We start from the raw sequence: 18,874 nt of genomic DNA, 5'->3' as shown, positions 1-18,874 counted from the left end.
GCGCCGCTTTTGGGAGCCCTACGGACTCCAGCGCAGCCTGACGGCAGCGGCTACACCTGACGCCCAGCCAAGTGTGCTACTTGCGCGCAGCCTCCCACGATTTCAGCAGCTCGTTGTAGCTCACCGTTTCACCCTGCGGCTTTTCATTCGCCAGCTTCGGCTTTGGCGCACCCGGCTGGTCGAACCAATACTGCGCATCACGCTCCGGGTTCATCTTCGGCGCACACACGGCCTGCGCCTTGGAACGCTCAAGCCGCGCCATGATCGCGTCCTGGTCCTTGGCCAGCCCGTCCAGTGCCTGTTGCGGGGTCTTTTCACCGCTCGCCGCTTCGGCAATATGGCTCCACCACAGTTGCGCCAAACGTGGATAGTCCGGCACGTTGGTGCCGGTCGGCGTCCACTGCACCCGCGCCGGGCTGCGGTAGAACTCCACCAGCCCACCCAACTTCGGCGCCAGGTCGGTCATGGCCTGCGAGTTGATGTCCGATTCACGAATCGGCGTCAGCCCGACAATGGTCTTCTTCAACGACACCGACTTGGAGGTCACGAACTGCGCATACAGCCACGCCGCCAGCTTCTGCTTCTCCGGCGTCGACTTGAGGAAGGTCCAGGAACCGGTGTCCTGATAGCCGAGCTTCATCCCCTCCTCCCAGTACGGCCCCTTCGGCGACGGCGCCATCCGCCACTTCGGCGTACCGTCGGCATTCACCACCGGCAGCCCTGGCTTGATCATGTCGGCGGTAAACGCGGTGTACCAGAAGATCTGCTGGGCAATGTTGCCCTGCGACGGCACCGGCCCCGACTCGGAGAAGGTCATGCCCTGAGCCTCGGGCGGCGCGTAGGCTTTCATCCAGTCGACGTATTTCTGCGTTGCAAACACTGCAGCCGGGCCGTTGGTGTCGCCACCGCGGGTCACGCTGGAGCCGACCGGGTGGCAATCCTCGACACGAATCCCCCATTCATCCACCGGCAAACCGTTGGGCAGGCCCTTGTCGCCGCCACCGGCCATGGAGAACCAGGCATCGGTGAAGCGCCAGCCCAGCGACGGGTCTTTCTTGCCGTAGTCCATGTGCCCATAGACACGCTTGCCGTCGATCTCCTTGACGTCCTCGCTGAAGAACTTGGCGATGTCTTCATAGGCCGACCAGTTCACCGGCACGCCCAGCTCATAGCCGTATTTTTCCTTGAACTTGGCCTTGAGCTCAGGGCGCTCGAACCAGTCGGCCCGGAACCAGTACAGGTTGGCGAACTGCTGGTCAGGCAACTGGTAGATCTTGCCGTCCGGCGCAGTGGTGAACGAGATGCCGATGAAGTCCTTGATGTCCAGGGTCGGCGAGGTGAAGTCCTTGCCTTCGTTGGCCATCAGGTCGGTGATCGATTCGGTCTTGCCGTAGCGAAAGTGCGTACCGATCAGGTCCGAGTCATTGACCCAGCCATCGTAGATGTTCTTGTCCGACTGCATCTGCGTCTGCAGCTTCTCCACCACATCGCCTTCCTGCAACAGGTCGTGGGTCAGCTTGATCCCGGTGATTTCGCTAAAGGCCTTGGCCAGCACCTTGGATTCATACTCGTGGGTGGTCAGGGTTTCCGACACCACGTTGATCTTCATGCCGCGAAACGGCTCGGAGGCCTTGATGAACCACTTCATCTCGGCCATCTGCTGCTCGGCCGTCAGGGTCGACGGCTTGAACTCGCTATCGACCCACTTTTTCGCCGCATCCTCATAGGCGTCCGCCCAGGCATTGGCACTGAGCGTGCCGAGCACCAGCAAGGCGCCCAGGGTCAAGCCATGTCGCCGGTTCTTGTTGTTGTCGAACATAGTCATCTCCCGTTTGAACATTGACAGAGCGCCGCACACCGCCGGCTAACCCCAGCGCAACACCACCAACAGCCAGGCCAGCGACAGCAGCGAGGCCACCCACAGGTTCCAGTCGGTCAGCCCGATCACCACCAGGTGCAGGTAGGCGCTGACCAGCAGCCCGATGAACAACCGATCACCGCGTGTGGTGACGATCGGCAGAAAGCCCCGGCGCTCGGCGCAGGGGCGACGCAGTTCCAGCACCGTCATGCCCATCAGCATCACCGCAATGGCTGCGAAGAACAGCGCCGTGGGCAGGGTCCAGGCCATCCATTCCATAGCGTGCTCCTTCAGACCCGGCCCAGGGCAAAGCCCTTGGCCACGTGGTTGCGGACAAACCAGATCACCAGCATGCCCGGAATGATGGTCAGCACCCCCGCCGCCGCCAGCACCCCCCAGTCGATCCCGGAGGCGGAAACCGTGCGGGTCATGACGGCGGCAATCGGCTTGGCATTCACCGAGGTCAGGGTGCGCGCCAGCAGCAGCTCGACCCAGGAAAACATGAAGCAGAAGAACGCCGTGACACCGATGCCCGAGGCAATCAGCGGGACGAAAATCTTCACGAAGAAGCGCGGGAAGCTATAGCCGTCGATATACGCCGTCTCGTCGATTTCCTTCGGCACCCCAGACATGAAACCCTCGAGAATCCACACCGCCAACGGCACGTTGAACAAGCAATGGGCCAGGGCCACGGCAATGTGCGTATCGAACAGGCCAATGGACGAATACAGCTGGAAAAACGGCAGCAGGAACACTGCCGGTGGCGCCATGCGGTTGGTCAGCAGCCAGAAGAACAGGTGCTTGTCGCCGAGGAAACGGTAGCGGGAGAAGGCATAGGCCGCCGGCAACGCCACGCTCAGGGAGATCACCGTGTTCAGGCACACGTAGTACAGCGAATTGATGTAGCCGCTGTACCAGCTGGGGTCGGTGAAGATCACCCGGTAGTTGTCCAGGGTGAACTGCTGCGGCCACAAGGTCAGGCCGCCAAGGATCTCGGTGTTGCTCTTGAACGACATGTTCAGCAGCCAGTAGATCGGCACCAGCAGGAACAGGATGTAGATCAGCAGCGGGACCGTCTTGCGCAGGTTCATGGGCCGTCCCCTACTGTTTGTCGGTGTGGGTCATGGCGGTATAGAACAGCCACGACACCAGCAGGATGATCAGGAAGTAGATCAGCGAGAACGCCGCCGCCGGGCCCAGGTCGAACTGGCCCACGGCCATTTGCGTGAGGGTCTGGCTGAGGAAGGTGGTGGCGTTGCCCGGCCCGCCACCGGTAAGCACGAACGGCTCGGTATAGATCATGAAGCTGTCCATGAAGCGCAGCATCACCGCGATCAGCAGCACGCTCTTCATCTTCGGCAGCTGGATATGGCGGAACACCGCCCAGGCCGAGGCGCGGTCGATACGCGCGGCCTGGTAATAGACATCGGGGATGGCGCGCAGGCCGGAATAACACAGCAGCGCGACCAGTGACGTCCAGTGCCAGACGTCCATCACCAGCACCGTGACCCAGGCATCCATGGTGTTGCTGGCATAGTTGTAGTTGATGCCCAGTTGGTTGAGCGATGCACCGAGCAGGCCGATGTCGGCGCGGCCGAAGATCTGCCAGATGGTGCCGACCACGTTCCACGGGATCAGCAGCGGAATGGCCATGACGATCAGGCACAGCGACGACCAGCGCCCCTTGGCCGGCATGGTCAGGGCGATGGCAATGCCCAGCGGGATCTCGATCAGCAGCACGCAGGCGGAATAGATGAACTGGCGCAACAACGAGTCGTGCAGGCGCGGGTCCTGCAACACCTGGCGGTACCAGTCGGCGCCGACGAAGTAGCGGCTGGACTGGTCGAAGATGTCCTGCACCGAGTAGTTGACCACGGTCATCATCGGGATCACGGCGCTGAAGGCCACCAGCAGGAACACCGGCAGCACCAGCCACCAGGCCTTGTTGTTCTTGACCTTGTTCATGGCCCGACCTCCACCAGCACATCGTCGGCGTAGAGCATCAGCCACTGCGCCGGGAAGCTGATCCACGCCTGCACTTCGGGCACTGCGCGGTCCTCACCCAAACGCACCTTCAGCCGCACGCCGTCGAGCTCAAGGGTAAGGATCTTGTAGGTGCCGAGGTCCTCGACGTCCACCACCCGCGCGCTGTACCCCTCGTCCAGCGGTTCGTCCCAGACCTGGACGAATTCAGGGCGGATACCAATCTGCAAACGCGCGCCGGCCAGGTGTTCGACATGGGCCTGCAGCTCGCTCGACAGTGGCAGGTGCGTCGCGCCAAAACCGACTCCGCCCGGCTGTGCCTGCACCGGGATCAGGTTCATCCCGGGGCTGCCAATGAAGTAGCCGACAAAGGTGTGCCGGGGCCGCTCGAACAACTCGCGCGGGGTGCCGAACTGGACGATCTGCCCGCCATACATCACCGCGATCTTGTCGGCGAAGGTCGAGGCCTCCAGCTGATCGTGGGTGACGTAGATCATGGTCAGGTTGAACTGCTCGTGGATCTGCTTGAGCTTGCGCCGCAGCTTCCACTTCAGGTGCGGGTCGATCACCGTCAGCGGCTCGTCGAAGAGAATCGCCGAGACATCGTCACGCACCAGGCCCCGGCCCATGGAGACCTTCTGCTTCTCGTCGGCGCTGAGGTTGCGCGCCTTCTTGTGCAGCAGCGTACCGAGGTCCAGCACTTCGGCGATCTCTTCGACCTTGGCCTTGACCCGTGCTTCATCCAGCCCCTGATTGCGCAGCGGGAAAGCGAGATTGTCGAACACCGTCATGGTGTCGTAGACCACCGGGAACTGGAACACCTGGGCGATATTGCGCGCCTGCGGCGAAAGGTCGTTCACCGCCTTGCCGTCGAACAGCACCTGCCCATGGGACGGGCTGAGCAGGCCGGAAATGATATTGAGCAAGGTCGACTTGCCACAGCCCGACGGCCCGAGCAGCGCATAGGCACCGCCCTGCTCCCAGACATGGTCGAGTTCGCGCAAGGCGTAGTCCTCGGCGCCCCCCGGCGTGCGGCTGTAGCTGTGGGCGAGGTGTTGCAGGCGGATCTCGGCCATCAGGCAACCCTCGCTTCACGGATACCCGGCGCCTGGATCAGTTGCCCGGCGGGGTCGAAGACGAACAGTTTGTGGGTGGGGATATAGATGCGGATCGGCGCATCCACGCCGTACTCGTGTACACCCGGCAGGTGCAGGATCAGGCTGAAGTGCTCGTTGCGCACATGCAGGAAGGTTTCCGAACCGCTGATCTCCGCCACCTGTACCTGCACGGCAAGCTCCAGGTCATCATCATTGGAGGGCACCAGGCTGATATGGCTGGGGCGTACGCCAAAACGATAGTCGCCATCGCCGATACGCCGCAGGTCGGCGTTCATGGCGAAGTGCACGGCGCCGGCGAAGCTCACTTCATTGCCGGCAATACGCCCGGGCATCAGGTTGATCGGCGGCTCGGAGAACAGCTCGGCCGCCAGCACCGTGCGCGGCTGGTGATAGACCTGCGGCGTCGGCCCGCTCTGCACCACCCGGCCTTCGTGGAGGATGGTGGTGGTGCCGCCCAGGGCCAGCGCTTCGTTGGGTTCGGTGGTGGCGTACACCGCAATGCAGTGGCGCGCGGCAAACAGCTCGCGCATCTCCTGGCGTAGCTCTTCGCGCAACTTGTAGTCGAGGTTCACCAGCGGCTCGTCGAACAGGATCAACTCGGCATCCTTGACCAGCGCCCGGGCCATGGCCGTGCGTTGCTGCTGACCACCCGACAGTTCCAGCGGGTAGCGCGCCAGGAAGGGCTCGATACGCAGCATCTTCGCCGTCTCGCGCACCTTGCGCTGCACCTCTTCTTCCGCCACCCGCGCCTGGCGCAAGGGCGAGGCGATGTTCTCGAATACGCTCATGGTCGGGTAGTTGATGAACTGCTGATAGACCATCGACACGTTGCGCTGGCGCACCGGGCGGCCCGTGACGTCTTCGCCGTTCATCAGCACGCGGCCGTGGTCCGGGCGGTCGAGGCCGGCCATCAGGCGCATCAGGCTGGTTTTGCCGGACAGGGTCCGGCCGAGCAGCACGTTGAACGAGCCGGGCTCGAAGCGCAGGCTGGCCTCGGCAATGAATACCTGGGTGTCGACGGTACGGCTGACATGCTCGAGCACAAGCGACATGGCGCAACCTTCTTGTTGTTATGCGACAGGTGCTCGAACAGAGCCAGATTCGTGCCAGCCCTCACCTTTGCGGGCAAGCCCTTGAACGGGCTGAAATTTTCACAGGACGCCGGTGTGCGAGGGTTCAGCACTGAACAGAAATGAACAACTTTCGCTGAACAACTGAACACCCTCACGTTGACAATGAACAGGACTGGACAACACTGGAGAAACGCTGGCGGCGTGCTACAGGCCGCATAAAAACAACAACACAGCTCTGCACAGGACGGGCCCATGGCCGCATCCGCCTCACCCCATGCCCAATTGATCCAGGCCTCCTGGGCCCGCTGCCGAGCCTTCGGCCTTGAGCATCAATCGCTGCCCAGTTTCGGCGAGCCGGACGCCGCCCAGGTACGTGCCCTGCTGGAACGCCAGCACGGGTTGCTGCGCACCACCCGCGACGAGGTGCTGCCCTCCTTCGCCCACCTGCTCGGCCACTCCAGCTACCTGATCATGCTCAGCGATGCCGAGGGCCAACTGCTCGACAGCTGGGGCACCCGGCGCTTCGTCGACCCGCGCCAGGGCCGAGGTTTCGAGCCGGGGGCGCGCTGGCTGGAGCAAGGGGTGGGCACCAATGCCATCGGCACCGCGCTGGCCTGCCGGCAGGCGGTGCATGTCGGCCATGACGAGCACTTTCTCAAGCTCAACCGCTTCATGGCAGGCGCGGCCGCGCCGCTGTACGACGCCGAGCGACACCTGATCGGGGTGCTGGACGTCTCCAGCGACAGTTACCTGCCCTCCTCGCAGACCCTGGGGCTGGTGCGGATGATGAGCCAGAGCCTGGAGAACCGGCTGATCCTCGAAGGCTATGCCGGGCACTGCTGGCAACTGAGCTTCAACACCGGGCCGAACAGCCTCGACAGCCAATGGGCCGGGCTACTGCTGTTCGATGCCAGCGGCCAGGTGGTCGCGGCCAACCGCCGCGCCGACAGCTTGTTGGGCAAGAGCCCGTTGCATGGGCAGATCGAGGAATTGCTGCAAACGCCGCTGACGCAATTGCTCGCGCAGCCGCTGGCACTGCCGTTTGCCATGCATGTCGCTGGGCGCAACCGCTTTCATTGCGAGCTCAAGGCGCCGCACGCCGAACCGCTCGCCCGGCCCCGTGCGGTGCAGGCCGAGATCGACCCGCGTGTCGGCAAGGCGCTGCAGCAGGCCGGGCTATTGCTGGAGAAAGACATCCCGCTGCTGATCCACGGCGAGACCGGCGTCGGCAAGGAGGTCTTCGTCAACGCCCTGCACCAGGCCAGCAGCCGTGCCGGGCAGCCGCTGGTGGCGGTGAACTGTGCGTCCATCCCTGCCGAATTGGTGGAGTCGGAGCTGTTCGGCTATGAGAAAGGTGCGTTTACCGGGGCCCACCATAAAGGCAACCCGGGGCTGATCCGCAAGGCCGACCAAGGCGTGCTGTTTCTCGACGAGATTGGCGATATGCCGCTGGCGACCCAGGCACGCCTGCTGCGTTTTCTACAGGATCGCCGGGTTCAGCCGCTGGGCGGTGGTGAGCCGATTGCCGTGGATATCCGGGTGGTCTCGGCGACCAATCAGGATTTGCAGGCCCAGGTGCGCGCCGGGTTGTTCCGCCAGGATCTTTATTACCGGATCGCCGGCCTGAGCCTGACACTGCCGCCGCTGCGCGAACGCAGTGATCGGCGTGCACTGATCGAGCAACTGTGCCAGCGCTATCGTGAGCCGGGGCAGCCGACGGAGCTGAGCGCGAAAGTGCTGGAGCTGTTGATGCGCCATCCGTGGCCGGGGAATCTTCGGCAGATGGCCAGTGTGTTGCAGGTCGCCTTGGCTTTGGCCGGGGAACGCGGGGTGGCGTTGGAGCATCTGCCGGACAGTTTTTATGCCGAGCTGCCGGGCAGTGAGGCGATACCCGTGGCGGTGGATGAAGGCCTTGAGGATCAACTGCGCGCGGCGGATGGCAATGTCTCGCAGCTGGCGCGCCAGCTGGGGGTGAGCCGGACCACACTGTACAAGCGCTTGCGCAGCCTTTAAGAGCATCGCCGGCAAGGCCGGCTCCCACAGTCTAATCAAGGTGCCCACAGATCATGTGGGAGCCGGCTTTGCCGGCGATGAGGCCCTCAAAAACACCTTGCCCACCCCGCACAGCCGATTCCGCTGCCAAACACCTCTTTTCAGCTTTCCCCGCTGAGCGCCCTACACCCTTCAGCCGGGATTTCACCCTCACTGCACGGACAATAAGCACACCGCCAACCCCGGATGCGTGCGCCCATGCAAACAACAAATACAGTCTTGATGATCCGCCCGGCGCGGTTCGCCTTCAACCCGGACACCGCCCTCAACAACCGATTCCAGCAAGCGCTGCTCGACCCCGAGCAGGCACAGCATAAAGCGCTGGAAGAATTCGACGGCTATGTCGATACCCTGCGCCAGCACGGCGTCGACGTGATGGTGGTGCAGGACACCCCAGCCCCGCACACCCCCGACTCGATCTTCCCCAACAACTGGTGGAGTAGCCACGCCGACGGCAGCCTGGTGCTCTACCCGATGGAAGGCCAGAACCGCCGGCTGGAACGTGACAAAGGCGTACTCCAGGTGCTGCGCGAACGCTTCGACATTCGCCAGACCATCGACCTGAGCCCGCTCGAACAGCAGAGCATGTACCTCGAAGGCACCGGCAGCATGGTCCTCGATCGCGAACACCGGATCAGCTACGCCTGCCACTCCGGGCGCACCCACACCGAGGCCCTGCGCCAGTTCGCCGACCAGCTCGACTACCGCCTGTGCGTGTTCCACGCCGTCGACCGGCACAACGCGCCGATCTACCACAGCAACGTGATGATGAGCGTCGGCCGCGGCCTCTCGGTGGTGTGCCTGCAAGCGGTGCCCGACGCCGCCGAGCGCCACACCCTGGAACACCGCCTGCGCGACAGCGGCAAGGACATCCTGGCGCTGGACTTCGAACAGCTCGAAGGCTTCGCCGGGAACATGCTGGAAATCCACGACAAGCATGGCCAGCCACTGCTGGTGATGTCACGCAGCGCCTGGCGCTCGCTACGCCCCGAACAGCGCCAGCACGTCGAGCAGCACAGCCATCCGGTGGTGGTGAACATCGACCATATCGAACGCATCGGTGGTGGCAGCGCGCGCTGCATGCTCGCCGAAGTCCACTTGCCCCGTCGCCACTAATTCGCCTACAACAAGGAGCGCCACCATGACCCGTTACCTCGACGTCACCGACCTCAGCCGCCTGGTCAACACCAAGGGCCTGGGCAACTGCCTGAGCGAAATGGCCGAGTACATCCGCGAGGACTACCTGCGCTGGCACGACTTCGAAAAATGCCCGCGCCTGGCCAACCATTCGCCCGATGGCGTGATCGAGCTGATGCCGGTGTCCGACGCCAACCTGTATGCCTTCAAGTACGTCAACGGCCACCCGAAGAACACCCAGCGCGGCATGCTCACGGTAATGGCCTTTGGCGCCCTGGGCGATGTCGACACTGGCGCTCCAGTGCTGCTCAGCGAAATGACCCTGACCACCGCGATCCGCACCGCCGCCACCTCGGCGCTGGCCGCACGCTACCTGGCACGCCCCGACAGCCGCAGCATGGCGCTGATCGGCAACGGTTCGCAAAGCGAGTTCCAGGCGCTGGCCTTCCACGCACTGCTGGGCATCGATGAAATCCGCCTGTACGACCTCGACCCGCAAGCCACTGCCAAGCTCGCCGCCAACCTCGCCGCCTACCCGGCCATTCGCGTGGTGCGCACCGACTCGGTGGCCGAAGCGGTACGCGGCGCCGATATCGTCACCACGGTCACCGCCGACAAGGCCTACGCGACCATCCTCACCCCGGAAATGATCGAGCCTGGCATGCACCTGAACGCCGTCGGCGGCGACTGCCCGGGCAAGACCGAGCTGCACCGCGACATCGTCGAGCGTGCGCGGGTAATCGTCGAGTACGAACCGCAAAGCCGCATCGAAGGCGAAATCCAGCAGATGCCGGCCGACTCGCCAACCACCGAGTTCTGGCAAGTGGTCAACGGCCAGGCCGCTGGCCGCGAAAATGACGCGCAGGTGACCCTGTTCGACTCCGTCGGTTTCGCCCTGGAAGACTACTCCGCGCTGCGCTACGTGCTGGATGTGGCCAAGGTGCTGGAGATCGGCCACGAGATCAATCTGGTGCCTGACCTGAAGGACCCGAAAGACCTCTTCGCCCTGCTGCAACCACCGGTTGCGGACCTGCAAAAAAAGCGCGCCTGACACCCCGCCGACCGGCCGCGCAACAGCCGCGGCAGGTCGGATTCTGCTGCCACAAAGCCTAAACAGGAGGTAACTCAGCCGATTCCGCTGCACACACAGCGTTTACAGCAAAATCCGGTAGCCAGCGCCGGTACAAACGACACAAAAAATCCGCTGCCTTCACGCATTCTGAGCCCCGACCGAACAGTCACAAAAGTTCGGCAACCAGCCTACGAAGCGTTCACTGCCCTACATCAACTACAAAACAAAGGGATTACTCACATGACTTCGCTGCGAAAAATCCTCAGCGTGCTGCTCCTGCCGTTGTGCGCGAGCACGGTCCAGGCCCAGGAATGGAAAGAGATCCGTTTTGGCGTCTACCCCGAATACCCCCCTTTCGAATCCGTCGCCGCCGATGGCAGCCTGCAAGGCTTCGACATCGAGCTGGGCAACGCCATCTGCGAGAAACTGCAGGTCAAGTGCACCTGGGTGCATAACGAATTCGACGGCATGATCCCGGCCCTGCGCGCACGCAAGTTCGACGCGATCATGTCGTCGATGGCCGTGACCCCGGCCCGGCAGAAACAGATCGAGTTCAGCGACCGCCTGTTCCTCAGCCCAACCTCGATCATCACCCGCAAAGGTGCCGATTTCGGCGACACCCCCGAATCGCTCAAGGGCAAGCAGGTCGGCGTGCTGCAAGGCTCGCTGCAGGAAGCCTATGCCCGCGCCAAGCTGGCGCCGCTGGGGGCCCAGGTCAAGGCCTACCAAGCACAAGACCAGAACTACGCCGACCTCATGAACGGTCGTCTCGACGCGACGCTGACCGACAAGCTCGAAGCCCAGCTGAACTTCCTCAGCAAGCCTGAAGGCGCCGAGTTCAAGACCGGCCCGGCGATCAAGGACCCGACCCTGCCCCTGGACATCGCCATGGGCCTGCGCAAGAACGACGGCGAACTCAAGGCCCTGCTCAACAAGGGCATCGCCGAAGTGTTGGCCGACGGCACCTTCGCCAAGATCCAGCGCAAGTACGTCGGCGACCTGGATATCTACAACGAGTAAGCCGTGCCCGCGCGGCCGGGCCTGAGGGCGCCGGCCGCCACACGTTCCGCTGCTACGTCCTACCGAGAGCTTTCCCGTGAACGACTTCCTTCACTCGACCGGCTTGCAGGCCCTGAGCTTGCAGGGCTTCGGCCCGCTGTTGGCGCAAGGGACCTGGATGACCCTGAAACTGGCGCTGTTGTCGCTGCTGCTGAGCCTGGCCCTGGGCCTGGTTGGCGCCAGCGCCAAGCTGTCGTCGCTGCGCCTGTTGCGCCTGCCCGCGACCCTCTACACCACGCTGATCCGCAGTGTCCCGGACCTGGTGCTGATCCTGCTGATCTTCTACACCCTGCAATTGTGGCTCAACGATTTCACCGAGCTGCTTGGCTGGGGCTACTTTGAAATCGACCCGTTCACCGCCGGGGTGATGACCCTGGGCTTCATCTATGGCGCCTACTTCACCGAGAACTTTCGCGGCGCAATCCTCAGCGTGCCGGCAGGCCAGCTGGAAGCTGCCACGGCCTACGGGCTCAGCCGGGTACAGCGGTTTCGGCTGGTGCTGTTCCCGCAGCTGATGCGCTTCGCCCTGCCGGGGCTGGGCAATAACTGGCTGGTGCTGCTCAAGTCCACCGCGCTGGTGTCGATCATTGGCCTGGCCGACCTGGTCAAGGCGGCGCAGAACGCCGGCAAGACCACCAACAACACCCTGTACTTCCTGATCATCGCGGCGCTGGTGTACCTGGTGATCACCAGCCTGTCCAACCGCCTGCTCAAGAAGCTGGAGCGCCGCTACAACACCGGCATCAAGGGGCTGACCTCATGATCGAACTGCTTCAGGAATACGGCTCGGCCTACCTCTATAGCGACGGTGGCGGGTTGTCGGGACTGGCCATGACCTTGTGGCTGTTCATCATCACCATGCTGCTGGGCTTCTGCCTGTCCCTGCCGCTGGCACTCGCGCGCGTCTCGCGCCAGGTGTGGCTGCGCTGGCCGGTGGAGCTCTATACCTACCTGTTTCGCGGTACGCCGCTCTATATCCAGTTGCTGATCTGCTACACCGGGCTGTACGGCCTGGAGGTGGTGCGCGATCACGCCCTGCTCGACCAGTTCTTCCGCAATGCGCTGAACTGCACGCTGCTGGCCTTCGTGCTGAACACCTGTGCCTACACCGTGGAAATCTTCGCCGGGGCGATCCGCAATATCCCCCATGGCGAGATCGAGGCGGCCCAGGCCTACGGCCTGCACGGCTGGCGGCTGAACCTGTTCGTGATCCTGCCGGCGGCGTTGCGGCGCTCGATTCCGGCCTACAGCAACGAACTGATCCTGATGCTGCACGCCACCTCGCTGGCCTTCACCGCCACCATCGCCGACATCCTCAAGGTGGCCCGCGATGCCAACGCCGCGACCTTCCTGACCTTCCAGGCCTTTGGTGTCGCGGCCCTGCTGTACATGTTGCTGTCCTTCGCACTGGTCGGGGCGTTCCGCCTGGCCGAACGTCGCTGGATGCGTTTTCTTGTTCCTGCCAGAGGCTAACCCATGACCCTTTCCGCACCAGCCTTGTCGATCCACGACAGCCCTACGCAGCGCGCGGTGGCCGCCCCCAACACGGCCGCGATCAAGCTCACCGTCGAAGCCCTGCATAAAAGCTACGGCGACCATGAAGTGCTCAAGGGTGTTTCGTTGCAGGCACGCAAGGGCGATGTGATCAGCCTGATCGGCGCCAGCGGCTCGGGCAAGAGCACCTTCCTGCGCTGCATCAACTTCCTTGAGCAACCTGATGCCGGCAGCATCACCCTGGACGAGCAGACCATCGAAATGCGCCAGGGCCGTGCCGGCGCCCGCGCGCCGCACCCGGCGCAGCTGCAGAACCTGCGCACACGCCTGGCAATGGTGTTCCAGCACTTCAACCTGTGGAGCCACATGACCGTGCTGGAGAACATCTGCCTGGCGCCACGCCGTGTGCTGGGGGTGAGCGCGCAGGAAGCCGAGGCGCGCGCCCGTGCCTACCTGGACAAGGTCGGCCTGCCATCGCGTGCGGCCGACCAGTACCCGGCGTTCCTTTCCGGCGGCCAGCAGCAGCGCGTGGCGATTGCCCGGGCGCTGGCGATGGAGCCGGAAATCATCCTGTTTGACGAGCCGACGTCGGCGCTCGACCCGGAGTTGGTCGGCGAGGTGCTCAAGGTGATACAGACGCTGGCCGAGGAAGGCCGTACCATGCTCATGGTCACCCATGAAATGGGCTTTGCCCGCCAGGTGTCCAGCCAGGTGCTGTTTTTGCACCAGGGCCGGGTCGAGGAACAAGGAAGTGCAGAGATCCTCGACCAGCCGCAGAGCGACCGCCTGCGGCAATTCCTTTCCAACCGTTTGAAGTGAATCAACGTCATCATGGATATCAAGGCCAACAGTTCCCACGCTACCCCGCCGCTGGACCGGATCGACGAAGCGATCATCGACGTGCTGCGCCACAACGGGCGCATCACCTACGAGAAGCTCTCGTCACTGGTGCACCTGACGCCCAGGCCATGCCTGGAGCGGGTGCGCAAGCTGGAGCGGCGCGGGGTGATTCGCGGCTACGGCGCGATCATCGATGTCCAGATGGTCTCGCCGGGGTTGTCGCTGCTGGTGCTGGTGGCCTTGTCGAACCAGAGCGGGCGAGCGGCGCAGAAGGCATTCGAAGCCTGCGTGCGGGCCTGCCCGCAGGTGTTCGAGTGCCAGCTGATCAGCGGGCATTTCGACTACAGCCTGCGCATGCGCTGCCGGGACATGGAGCACTACCGGGTGCTGACCGAGACCTGGATGAACAATGACGAGTTGCACATCGACAAGCTGGTGGCGCACCCGGAGCTGGCGGTGGTGAAAAACACCGCGCCGCAGCTCTGACGCACACACTGTCTTGCACACACCTCTGTGGGAGCCGGCGTTGCCGGCGAAGAGGCCGCCCAGGCCTCTTCAATAACGCCAGAACGACGGCGTCACCAGCACCAGCACAGTCAGAATCTCCAGCCGCCCCAGCAGCATGCCGACCGTCAGCAACCATTTGGCGGCATCCGGCAAACTCGAAAAATTGCCCGCCGGCCCGATGATCGGCCCCAGCCCCGGCCCGACGTTGCACACCGCCGTCGCCGCACCGGTCAGCGCAGTGATCCAGTCCAGCCCGATCAGCGCCAGCCCCAGGGCAATCGCCGCAATGGTGACGGTGAAGAAGAAGGAAAACGTCAGCAGCGATCGAACAATGTCCTCATCCAGCGGGTAGCCGTTGTACTTGCCGCGCACCACCGCGCGCGGATGAATCAATTGCGTCAGGCTGCTATGCAGCAACTGCCCCGCCACCTGGAAGCGGAAGATCTTCAAGCCGCCCGCCGTGGAGCCGGAGCAGCCGCCGACAAACGTCAGGTAGAAGAACAGCATCACCGAGAACGTGCCCCACAGCGTGTAGTCCCCCAGCGCCACCCCGGTGGTGGTGACCACCGACGTCACGTTGACCGCCGCAATGCGCACCGCCTCCCACCAGCCAAAAGAGCTGTTGAAATGCAGCCAGGTGCCAATGATCAACCAGTTCGCCACCAGAAAGCCGACAAAGCCGCGCACCTGGTGATCGGTGAACATGGCCAGGCGATGGCCGCGCAAGGTCGCCACATACAAGGTGAACGGCAGGCTGCCGAGCATCATCACCACCACCGCGACCCAGTGGATCGCCGGCTGCTGCCAGTGCGCCAGCGAGCTGTCCGAGGTGGAGAAGCCGCCCGTGGAAATCAGCGACATCGAATGGTTGATGGCCTCGAAGAAGCTCATGCCCGCCCACCAGAACGCCAGGCAGCCCGCCGCTGTCAGGCCCAGGTAGACCAGAAGGATGTACTTGGCTGCCACGTGCGAGCGCGGCATGAGTTTGTCGGACCAGTCCGAAGACTCGGTCTGGAACAGGCGCATGCCACCCACCCGCAGCAGCGGCAGGATGGCCACGGCCATCCCGATAAAGCCGATGCCGCCCAGCCAGTGCAGCATCGAACGCCAGATCAACAAGCCGGGCGAGGCCGTGTCGAGCCCGGTCAGCACGGTGGAGCCGGTGGTGGTGATGCCCGACATCGTCTCGAAGAACGCATCGGTGTAGCTGATGTGGCTGATGAACACCATCGGCAACGCGGCAAAGATGCACACCACCACCCAACTGGCCGTGGTCAGCATGTACATGTCACGCGGGCGCAGGTGCGCGCCCTCAGGCCGACCCGGGAGCATCAGGGCGATCCCGCTGATGGCGGTGATCAGCCCGGAACGCAGGAACGCCGACAGCCCGTCATCCTGCTCATAAACGATGAGCGTCAACAGGGGTATCAGCATGCTCACCGCCAGGGTGATGAGGAACACGCCAAGAATGAAACCGATCAACCGCAGGGCTGCGAAGGACATGAACTGACTCTGCCGGGAATGCGCCGCGCAGTATCGTTTCAGGCCTGCCGGACAGCCGTAAAGAATACGTAAAATTCTGTTTGCGGCGCGCCAGGGCCTGCCTGTCTGCACTGCGCTTGTTACCATTCAATTGGTCAGACCGGTAAAACCGATTTATCACCTTTCATCAGTAAAGCCCTTGCATTCAGGAAAATCCTGCGCCTACACTGCCCACGCACTGGACATACCGGTAAGACCACAATAATTAAGTCCGCGCCTACCCTCCCCCGGGTACGACGTCAGGACACCGACCAGAGATCCCTCCCATGCTCAAGTGGTGCTCGCGTTCGATCTTCCTCCAAGTGGTGCTCGGCCTGATGCTTGGCATCGCCTGCGGCCTGAGCTTTCCTGAAGTTTCCCTGCAACTCAAACCCCTCGGTGACGGTTTCATCAAGCTGATCAAGATGCTGATCGGCCTGATCGTGTTTTGCGTGGTGGTCAGCGGCATTTCCGGTGCCGGTGACCTGAAGAAAGTCGGGCGCATCGGCCTCAAGTCGGTGATCTACTTTGAAGTGCTGACCACCGTCGCGCTGGTACTGGGCCTGGTGTTCGCCTTCACCTCCGGCATCGGCAGTGGCGCCAACATCCACCTGGACCAGCTGTCCAGCGCCGATGCCAGCAACCTCGCCGAACGCGGCCAGCATATCCACGGCACCGCCGCGTTCCTCATGGACCTGATCCCGACCTCGGTGGTCGGTGCCTTCGCCGACAACAACATCCTGCAGGTCTTGCTGTTCTCGGTGCTGTTCGGCAGCGCGCTGAACCTGGTGGGCGAATCCGCCTCGGGTATTTCCCGGCTGATCAATGAACTGAGCCATGTGATCTTCCGCATCATGGGCATGATCGTGCGCCTGGCACCGCTGGGCGTGTTCGGCGCCATCGCCTTCACCACCAGCAAATATGGCCTGGACTCGCTGCAGCACCTGGGCGGCCTGGTGGCACTGTTCTACCTGACCTGCGCCGGTTTCGTGCTGTTGATCCTGGGCCTGGTGATGCGTGTTTCGGGGCTGCGGATCCTGCCGTTCATCAAGTACCTGCGCGAAGAGCTGACCATCGTGCTCGGCACCGCCTCCTCCGATGCCGTGCTGCCACAGATCATGCGCAAGCTTGAACACCTGGGCATCGGCAGTTCCACCGTCGGGTTGGTGATTCCGACCGGCTATTCCTTTAACCTCGACGGGTTCTCGATCTACCTGACCCTGGCCATCGTGTTCATCGCCAACGCCACCGGCACGCCGCTGGCTATGACCGACCTGATGACCATCCTGCTGGTTTCGCTGATCACCTCCAAAGGTGCCCACGGGATACCTGGTTCGGCATTGGTGATTCTCGCGGCCACGCTCACGGCGATCCCGGCCATTCCGGTGGTCGGCCTGGTGCTGGTGCTGGCGGTGGACTGGTTCATGGGCATCGGCCGGGCACTGACCAACCTGATCGGCAACTGCGTGGCCACCGTGGCCATCGCCCGCTGGGAGCGCGATATCGACCTGGAGCGGGCCAACAATGTACTGGCCGGCAAGCAGGGCTTTGGTTTCCAGACCCGTAAATCACCCACCACCCATCAACAGGAATTCTAGGAACAGCCTATGCACGTCTTCTCAGGGAGCGAACTGTGATTACCTCTTCGACGGTTGTTAATGCAGTGGTGGACAAACTGCGCCAGGCGCTCAGCCATGGCCAATGGCGCTCAGGCGACATGCTGCCGGGCCAGCGCGAGCTGGCCGAACAAATGGGCATCAGCCGGCCCAGCCTGCGTGAGGCGATTACCGTTCTGGAAACCCTCGGCCTGGTGCGCTCGATGCCCGGCAAAGGTGTGCTGGTGCTCGAACCCGGCGAGGTCGAGCCGATGCAGGCCGCCAATGCCGTGGCCGGGGCCAGCCTGGAAGACGTGCTGCAACTGCGTTACACGCTGGAGCCGTTCATTGTCGGGCTGGTCGCCCAGTCGATCAGCAGCAAGGAGATCGGCCAGTTGCGCCTGACCCTGATGGACATGCGCGAAGCCCTGGAGGCCAACGACGGCCAGGCTGGGGTGAATGCCTACCTGGCGTTTCACGAGGAGCTGTTCACCCTGACCGCCAACCCGATCTTCCAGAGCGTGGTGCAACAGACCAGCAATGCCCTCAAGCAGAGCGCCGAGGTGCTGCGCAATTCGCCGGAGCACCTGGCTGCGCGGCTTGAAGAGAACGAAGCGGTGGTTCGCGCCATCCGCAACAAGGACAGCGCCCTGGCCAGCGCGCAGATGCGCCGGCACATTTTGCAGGAAGGCCTGCGCGTGGGCATCGAATTGAAGATCCCGGACGAACACCCCGGCACTTGAACCCAGGAGAGCGATCATGACTGCCTGCGCCACCGCCAGCCCTTCCACACGCTCATTGCCAGCATTGCTGGCCGTGGGTGAGCAGCGTCTTTGCGCCGAGGAAATCTACCCACGGTTGTTCGACGCGATTCTGGAGCAACGCCTGACGCCCGGCACGGCCTTGACCGAGCAGGCGCTCGGGGACGCCTTCGGCGTCAGCCGTACGGTGATCCGCCGGGTGCTGGGCCGCTTGAGCGACCAGCAGGTGATCGTGCAACGCCCGGCGCACACGGCCAAGCTGGCAGCGCCGGACCCGGAACAGGCGCGCCAGGTGTTGAGCGCACGGCGCCTGGCGGAGACCACACTGATCGGCTTGGCGATCAAGCGTTCACGCCCGCCGTTCATTCGCCAGTTGCGCGAGCTGATCGCCAACGAGCGGCGACATCATGAGAACGGTGAACGCTGCACGGCGATTCGCCTGGGTGGCGAGTTTCACCTGAAGCTGGCGGAGATGGCCAACAATGCGCCGCTGGCGCGCTTTCTCAATGGGCTGGTGCCGATGACCTCGCTGATCATCGCCCAGTATGAAACCCAGCCGTGCAGCCATTGTGCGTGGCAGGAGCATGCGGCGTTGGTGGATGCGATCGAGGATGGCGATGGTGAGGCGGCGTTGCAGTTGATGCATCAGCATCTGGACCGGATTGAAGCCAAGCTGACCCTGGAGTGAGTTGAGGGCCCCATCGCCGGCAAGGCCGGCTCCCACAGAAATGCAGCTCAAGCCTGCCTTCCCCTGCAGCTCAAGGTTGCCTTCCCCTGTGGGAGCCGGCCTTGCCGGCGATGGGC

Annotated in this window: 18 protein-coding genes; 11 read left to right on the top strand and 7 right to left on the bottom strand. The window is 63.3% G+C overall.

The features are described 5' to 3' along the window. Positions 1 to 76 precede the first annotated feature (76 nt). The 6 genes from M5G11_RS20435 to M5G11_RS20410 are packed head-to-tail and all read right to left on the bottom strand — an operon-like array spanning position 77 to position 6,011. Positions 77 to 1,819 carry an ABC transporter substrate-binding protein gene (locus M5G11_RS20435; RefSeq protein WP_273910396.1) on the bottom strand — a complete coding sequence of 581 codons (1,743 nt, stop codon included), beginning with the start codon at positions 1,817 to 1,819 and terminating at the stop codon, positions 77 to 79. A gap of 45 nt (positions 1,820 to 1,864) precedes the next feature. Further along, positions 1,865 to 2,137: a DUF2160 domain-containing protein gene (locus M5G11_RS20430; RefSeq protein ID WP_273910397.1), complete on the bottom strand. Its 273-nt coding sequence runs from the start codon at positions 2,135 to 2,137 to the stop codon at positions 1,865 to 1,867. Between the two features lie 11 nt (positions 2,138 to 2,148). Continuing rightward, positions 2,149 to 2,949 (bottom strand): carbohydrate ABC transporter permease, encoded by an 801-nt coding sequence (locus M5G11_RS20425; RefSeq protein ID WP_273910399.1) that lies wholly within the window; start codon positions 2,947 to 2,949, stop codon positions 2,149 to 2,151. A 10-nt stretch (positions 2,950 to 2,959) separates the two neighbouring features. Then, positions 2,960 to 3,823: a carbohydrate ABC transporter permease gene (locus M5G11_RS20420; protein WP_273910400.1), complete on the bottom strand. Its 864-nt coding sequence runs from the start codon at positions 3,821 to 3,823 to the stop codon at positions 2,960 to 2,962. Next, positions 3,820 to 4,917 carry an ABC transporter ATP-binding protein gene (locus M5G11_RS20415; RefSeq protein ID WP_273910401.1) on the bottom strand — a complete coding sequence of 366 codons (1,098 nt, stop codon included), beginning with the start codon at positions 4,915 to 4,917 and terminating at the stop codon, positions 3,820 to 3,822. The genes M5G11_RS20420 and M5G11_RS20415 overlap by 4 nt, the downstream gene beginning before the upstream one ends. Then, on the bottom strand, positions 4,917 to 6,011 hold the full coding sequence (locus tag M5G11_RS20410; RefSeq protein ID WP_273910402.1) for an ABC transporter ATP-binding protein: 1,095 nt from the start codon (positions 6,009 to 6,011) through the stop codon (positions 4,917 to 4,919). The genes M5G11_RS20415 and M5G11_RS20410 overlap by 1 nt, the downstream gene beginning before the upstream one ends. Before the next feature lie 273 nt (positions 6,012 to 6,284). Between M5G11_RS20410 and M5G11_RS20405 the strand changes: the two genes are divergently transcribed. From M5G11_RS20405 to M5G11_RS20370, 8 genes are all read left to right on the top strand, one after another. Next, positions 6,285 to 8,045, top strand: coding sequence for a sigma-54-dependent Fis family transcriptional regulator (locus M5G11_RS20405; RefSeq protein WP_273910403.1), 1,761 nt, complete (start codon positions 6,285 to 6,287; stop codon positions 8,043 to 8,045). A 237-nt stretch (positions 8,046 to 8,282) separates the two neighbouring features. Further along, positions 8,283 to 9,200, top strand: a complete 918-nt coding sequence (ctlX, locus tag M5G11_RS20400) for a citrulline utilization hydrolase CtlX (RefSeq protein ID WP_273910404.1) — start codon at positions 8,283 to 8,285, stop codon at positions 9,198 to 9,200. 25 nt (positions 9,201 to 9,225) lie between these two features. After that, a complete protein-coding gene (locus M5G11_RS20395) occupies positions 9,226 to 10,272 on the top strand; it encodes an ornithine cyclodeaminase (protein ID WP_273910405.1) in 1,047 nt (348 codons plus the stop codon). Positions 10,273 to 10,533: 261 nt separating this feature from the next. Further along, positions 10,534 to 11,313 carry an ABC transporter substrate-binding protein gene (locus M5G11_RS20390; RefSeq protein ID WP_273910406.1) on the top strand — a complete coding sequence of 260 codons (780 nt, stop codon included), beginning with the start codon at positions 10,534 to 10,536 and terminating at the stop codon, positions 11,311 to 11,313. A gap of 76 nt (positions 11,314 to 11,389) precedes the next feature. Then, positions 11,390 to 12,115, top strand: a complete 726-nt coding sequence (locus M5G11_RS20385) for an ABC transporter permease (RefSeq protein ID WP_273910407.1) — start codon at positions 11,390 to 11,392, stop codon at positions 12,113 to 12,115. Continuing rightward, positions 12,112 to 12,825, top strand: coding sequence for an ABC transporter permease (locus M5G11_RS20380; protein ID WP_273910408.1), 714 nt, complete (start codon positions 12,112 to 12,114; stop codon positions 12,823 to 12,825). The genes M5G11_RS20385 and M5G11_RS20380 overlap by 4 nt, the downstream gene beginning before the upstream one ends. A gap of 3 nt (positions 12,826 to 12,828) precedes the next feature. Next, on the top strand, positions 12,829 to 13,665 hold the full coding sequence (locus M5G11_RS20375) for an ABC transporter ATP-binding protein (protein WP_273910409.1): 837 nt from the start codon (positions 12,829 to 12,831) through the stop codon (positions 13,663 to 13,665). A 12-nt stretch (positions 13,666 to 13,677) separates the two neighbouring features. Then, on the top strand, positions 13,678 to 14,172 hold the full coding sequence (locus M5G11_RS20370) for an Lrp/AsnC family transcriptional regulator (RefSeq protein WP_273910411.1): 495 nt from the start codon (positions 13,678 to 13,680) through the stop codon (positions 14,170 to 14,172). Between the two features lie 69 nt (positions 14,173 to 14,241). Here M5G11_RS20370 and M5G11_RS20365 read toward each other — a convergent pair whose 3' ends face one another. After that, on the bottom strand, positions 14,242 to 15,696 hold the full coding sequence (locus M5G11_RS20365) for a TrkH family potassium uptake protein (protein WP_273910412.1): 1,455 nt from the start codon (positions 15,694 to 15,696) through the stop codon (positions 14,242 to 14,244). 305 nt (positions 15,697 to 16,001) lie between these two features. Between M5G11_RS20365 and M5G11_RS20360 the strand changes: the two genes are divergently transcribed. The 3 genes from M5G11_RS20360 to M5G11_RS20350 are packed head-to-tail and all read left to right on the top strand — an operon-like array spanning position 16,002 to position 18,758. Then, on the top strand, positions 16,002 to 17,312 hold the full coding sequence (locus M5G11_RS20360; RefSeq protein WP_273910413.1) for a C4-dicarboxylate transporter DctA: 1,311 nt from the start codon (positions 16,002 to 16,004) through the stop codon (positions 17,310 to 17,312). A gap of 35 nt (positions 17,313 to 17,347) precedes the next feature. Beyond that, positions 17,348 to 18,052 carry a FadR/GntR family transcriptional regulator gene (locus M5G11_RS20355; RefSeq protein WP_273910415.1) on the top strand — a complete coding sequence of 235 codons (705 nt, stop codon included), beginning with the start codon at positions 17,348 to 17,350 and terminating at the stop codon, positions 18,050 to 18,052. 16 nt (positions 18,053 to 18,068) lie between these two features. Next, on the top strand, positions 18,069 to 18,758 hold the full coding sequence (locus M5G11_RS20350) for a GntR family transcriptional regulator (RefSeq protein ID WP_273910417.1): 690 nt from the start codon (positions 18,069 to 18,071) through the stop codon (positions 18,756 to 18,758). Positions 18,759 to 18,874 lie beyond the last annotated feature (116 nt).

Source organism: Pseudomonas fontis (assembly GCF_028656955.1).
Lineage (GTDB): Bacteria > Pseudomonadota > Gammaproteobacteria > Pseudomonadales > Pseudomonadaceae > Aquipseudomonas > Aquipseudomonas fontis.
This window is presented reverse-complemented; position numbering and strand designations above follow the sequence as displayed.

Coding starts and splice junctions, on each gene's coding strand:
- M5G11_RS20435 (WP_273910396.1), bottom strand. CDS start 1,819: ATGTTCGACAACAACAAGAACCGGCGACATGGCTTGACCCTGGGCGCC.
- M5G11_RS20390 (WP_273910406.1), top strand. CDS start 10,534: ATGACTTCGCTGCGAAAAATCCTCAGCGTGCTGCTCCTGCCGTTGTGC.
- M5G11_RS20410 (WP_273910402.1), bottom strand. CDS start 6,011: ATGTCGCTTGTGCTCGAGCATGTCAGCCGTACCGTCGACACCCAGGTA.
- M5G11_RS20415 (WP_273910401.1), bottom strand. CDS start 4,917: ATGGCCGAGATCCGCCTGCAACACCTCGCCCACAGCTACAGCCGCACG.
- M5G11_RS20405 (WP_273910403.1), top strand. CDS start 6,285: ATGGCCGCATCCGCCTCACCCCATGCCCAATTGATCCAGGCCTCCTGG.
- M5G11_RS20375 (WP_273910409.1), top strand. CDS start 12,829: ATGACCCTTTCCGCACCAGCCTTGTCGATCCACGACAGCCCTACGCAG.
- ctlX (WP_273910404.1), top strand. CDS start 8,283: ATGCAAACAACAAATACAGTCTTGATGATCCGCCCGGCGCGGTTCGCC.
- M5G11_RS20360 (WP_273910413.1), top strand. CDS start 16,002: ATGCTCAAGTGGTGCTCGCGTTCGATCTTCCTCCAAGTGGTGCTCGGC.
- M5G11_RS20430 (WP_273910397.1), bottom strand. CDS start 2,137: ATGGAATGGATGGCCTGGACCCTGCCCACGGCGCTGTTCTTCGCAGCC.
- M5G11_RS20380 (WP_273910408.1), top strand. CDS start 12,112: ATGATCGAACTGCTTCAGGAATACGGCTCGGCCTACCTCTATAGCGAC.
- M5G11_RS20395 (WP_273910405.1), top strand. CDS start 9,226: ATGACCCGTTACCTCGACGTCACCGACCTCAGCCGCCTGGTCAACACC.
- M5G11_RS20350 (WP_273910417.1), top strand. CDS start 18,069: ATGACTGCCTGCGCCACCGCCAGCCCTTCCACACGCTCATTGCCAGCA.
- M5G11_RS20370 (WP_273910411.1), top strand. CDS start 13,678: ATGGATATCAAGGCCAACAGTTCCCACGCTACCCCGCCGCTGGACCGG.
- M5G11_RS20365 (WP_273910412.1), bottom strand. CDS start 15,696: ATGTCCTTCGCAGCCCTGCGGTTGATCGGTTTCATTCTTGGCGTGTTC.
- M5G11_RS20425 (WP_273910399.1), bottom strand. CDS start 2,949: ATGAACCTGCGCAAGACGGTCCCGCTGCTGATCTACATCCTGTTCCTG.
- M5G11_RS20420 (WP_273910400.1), bottom strand. CDS start 3,823: ATGAACAAGGTCAAGAACAACAAGGCCTGGTGGCTGGTGCTGCCGGTG.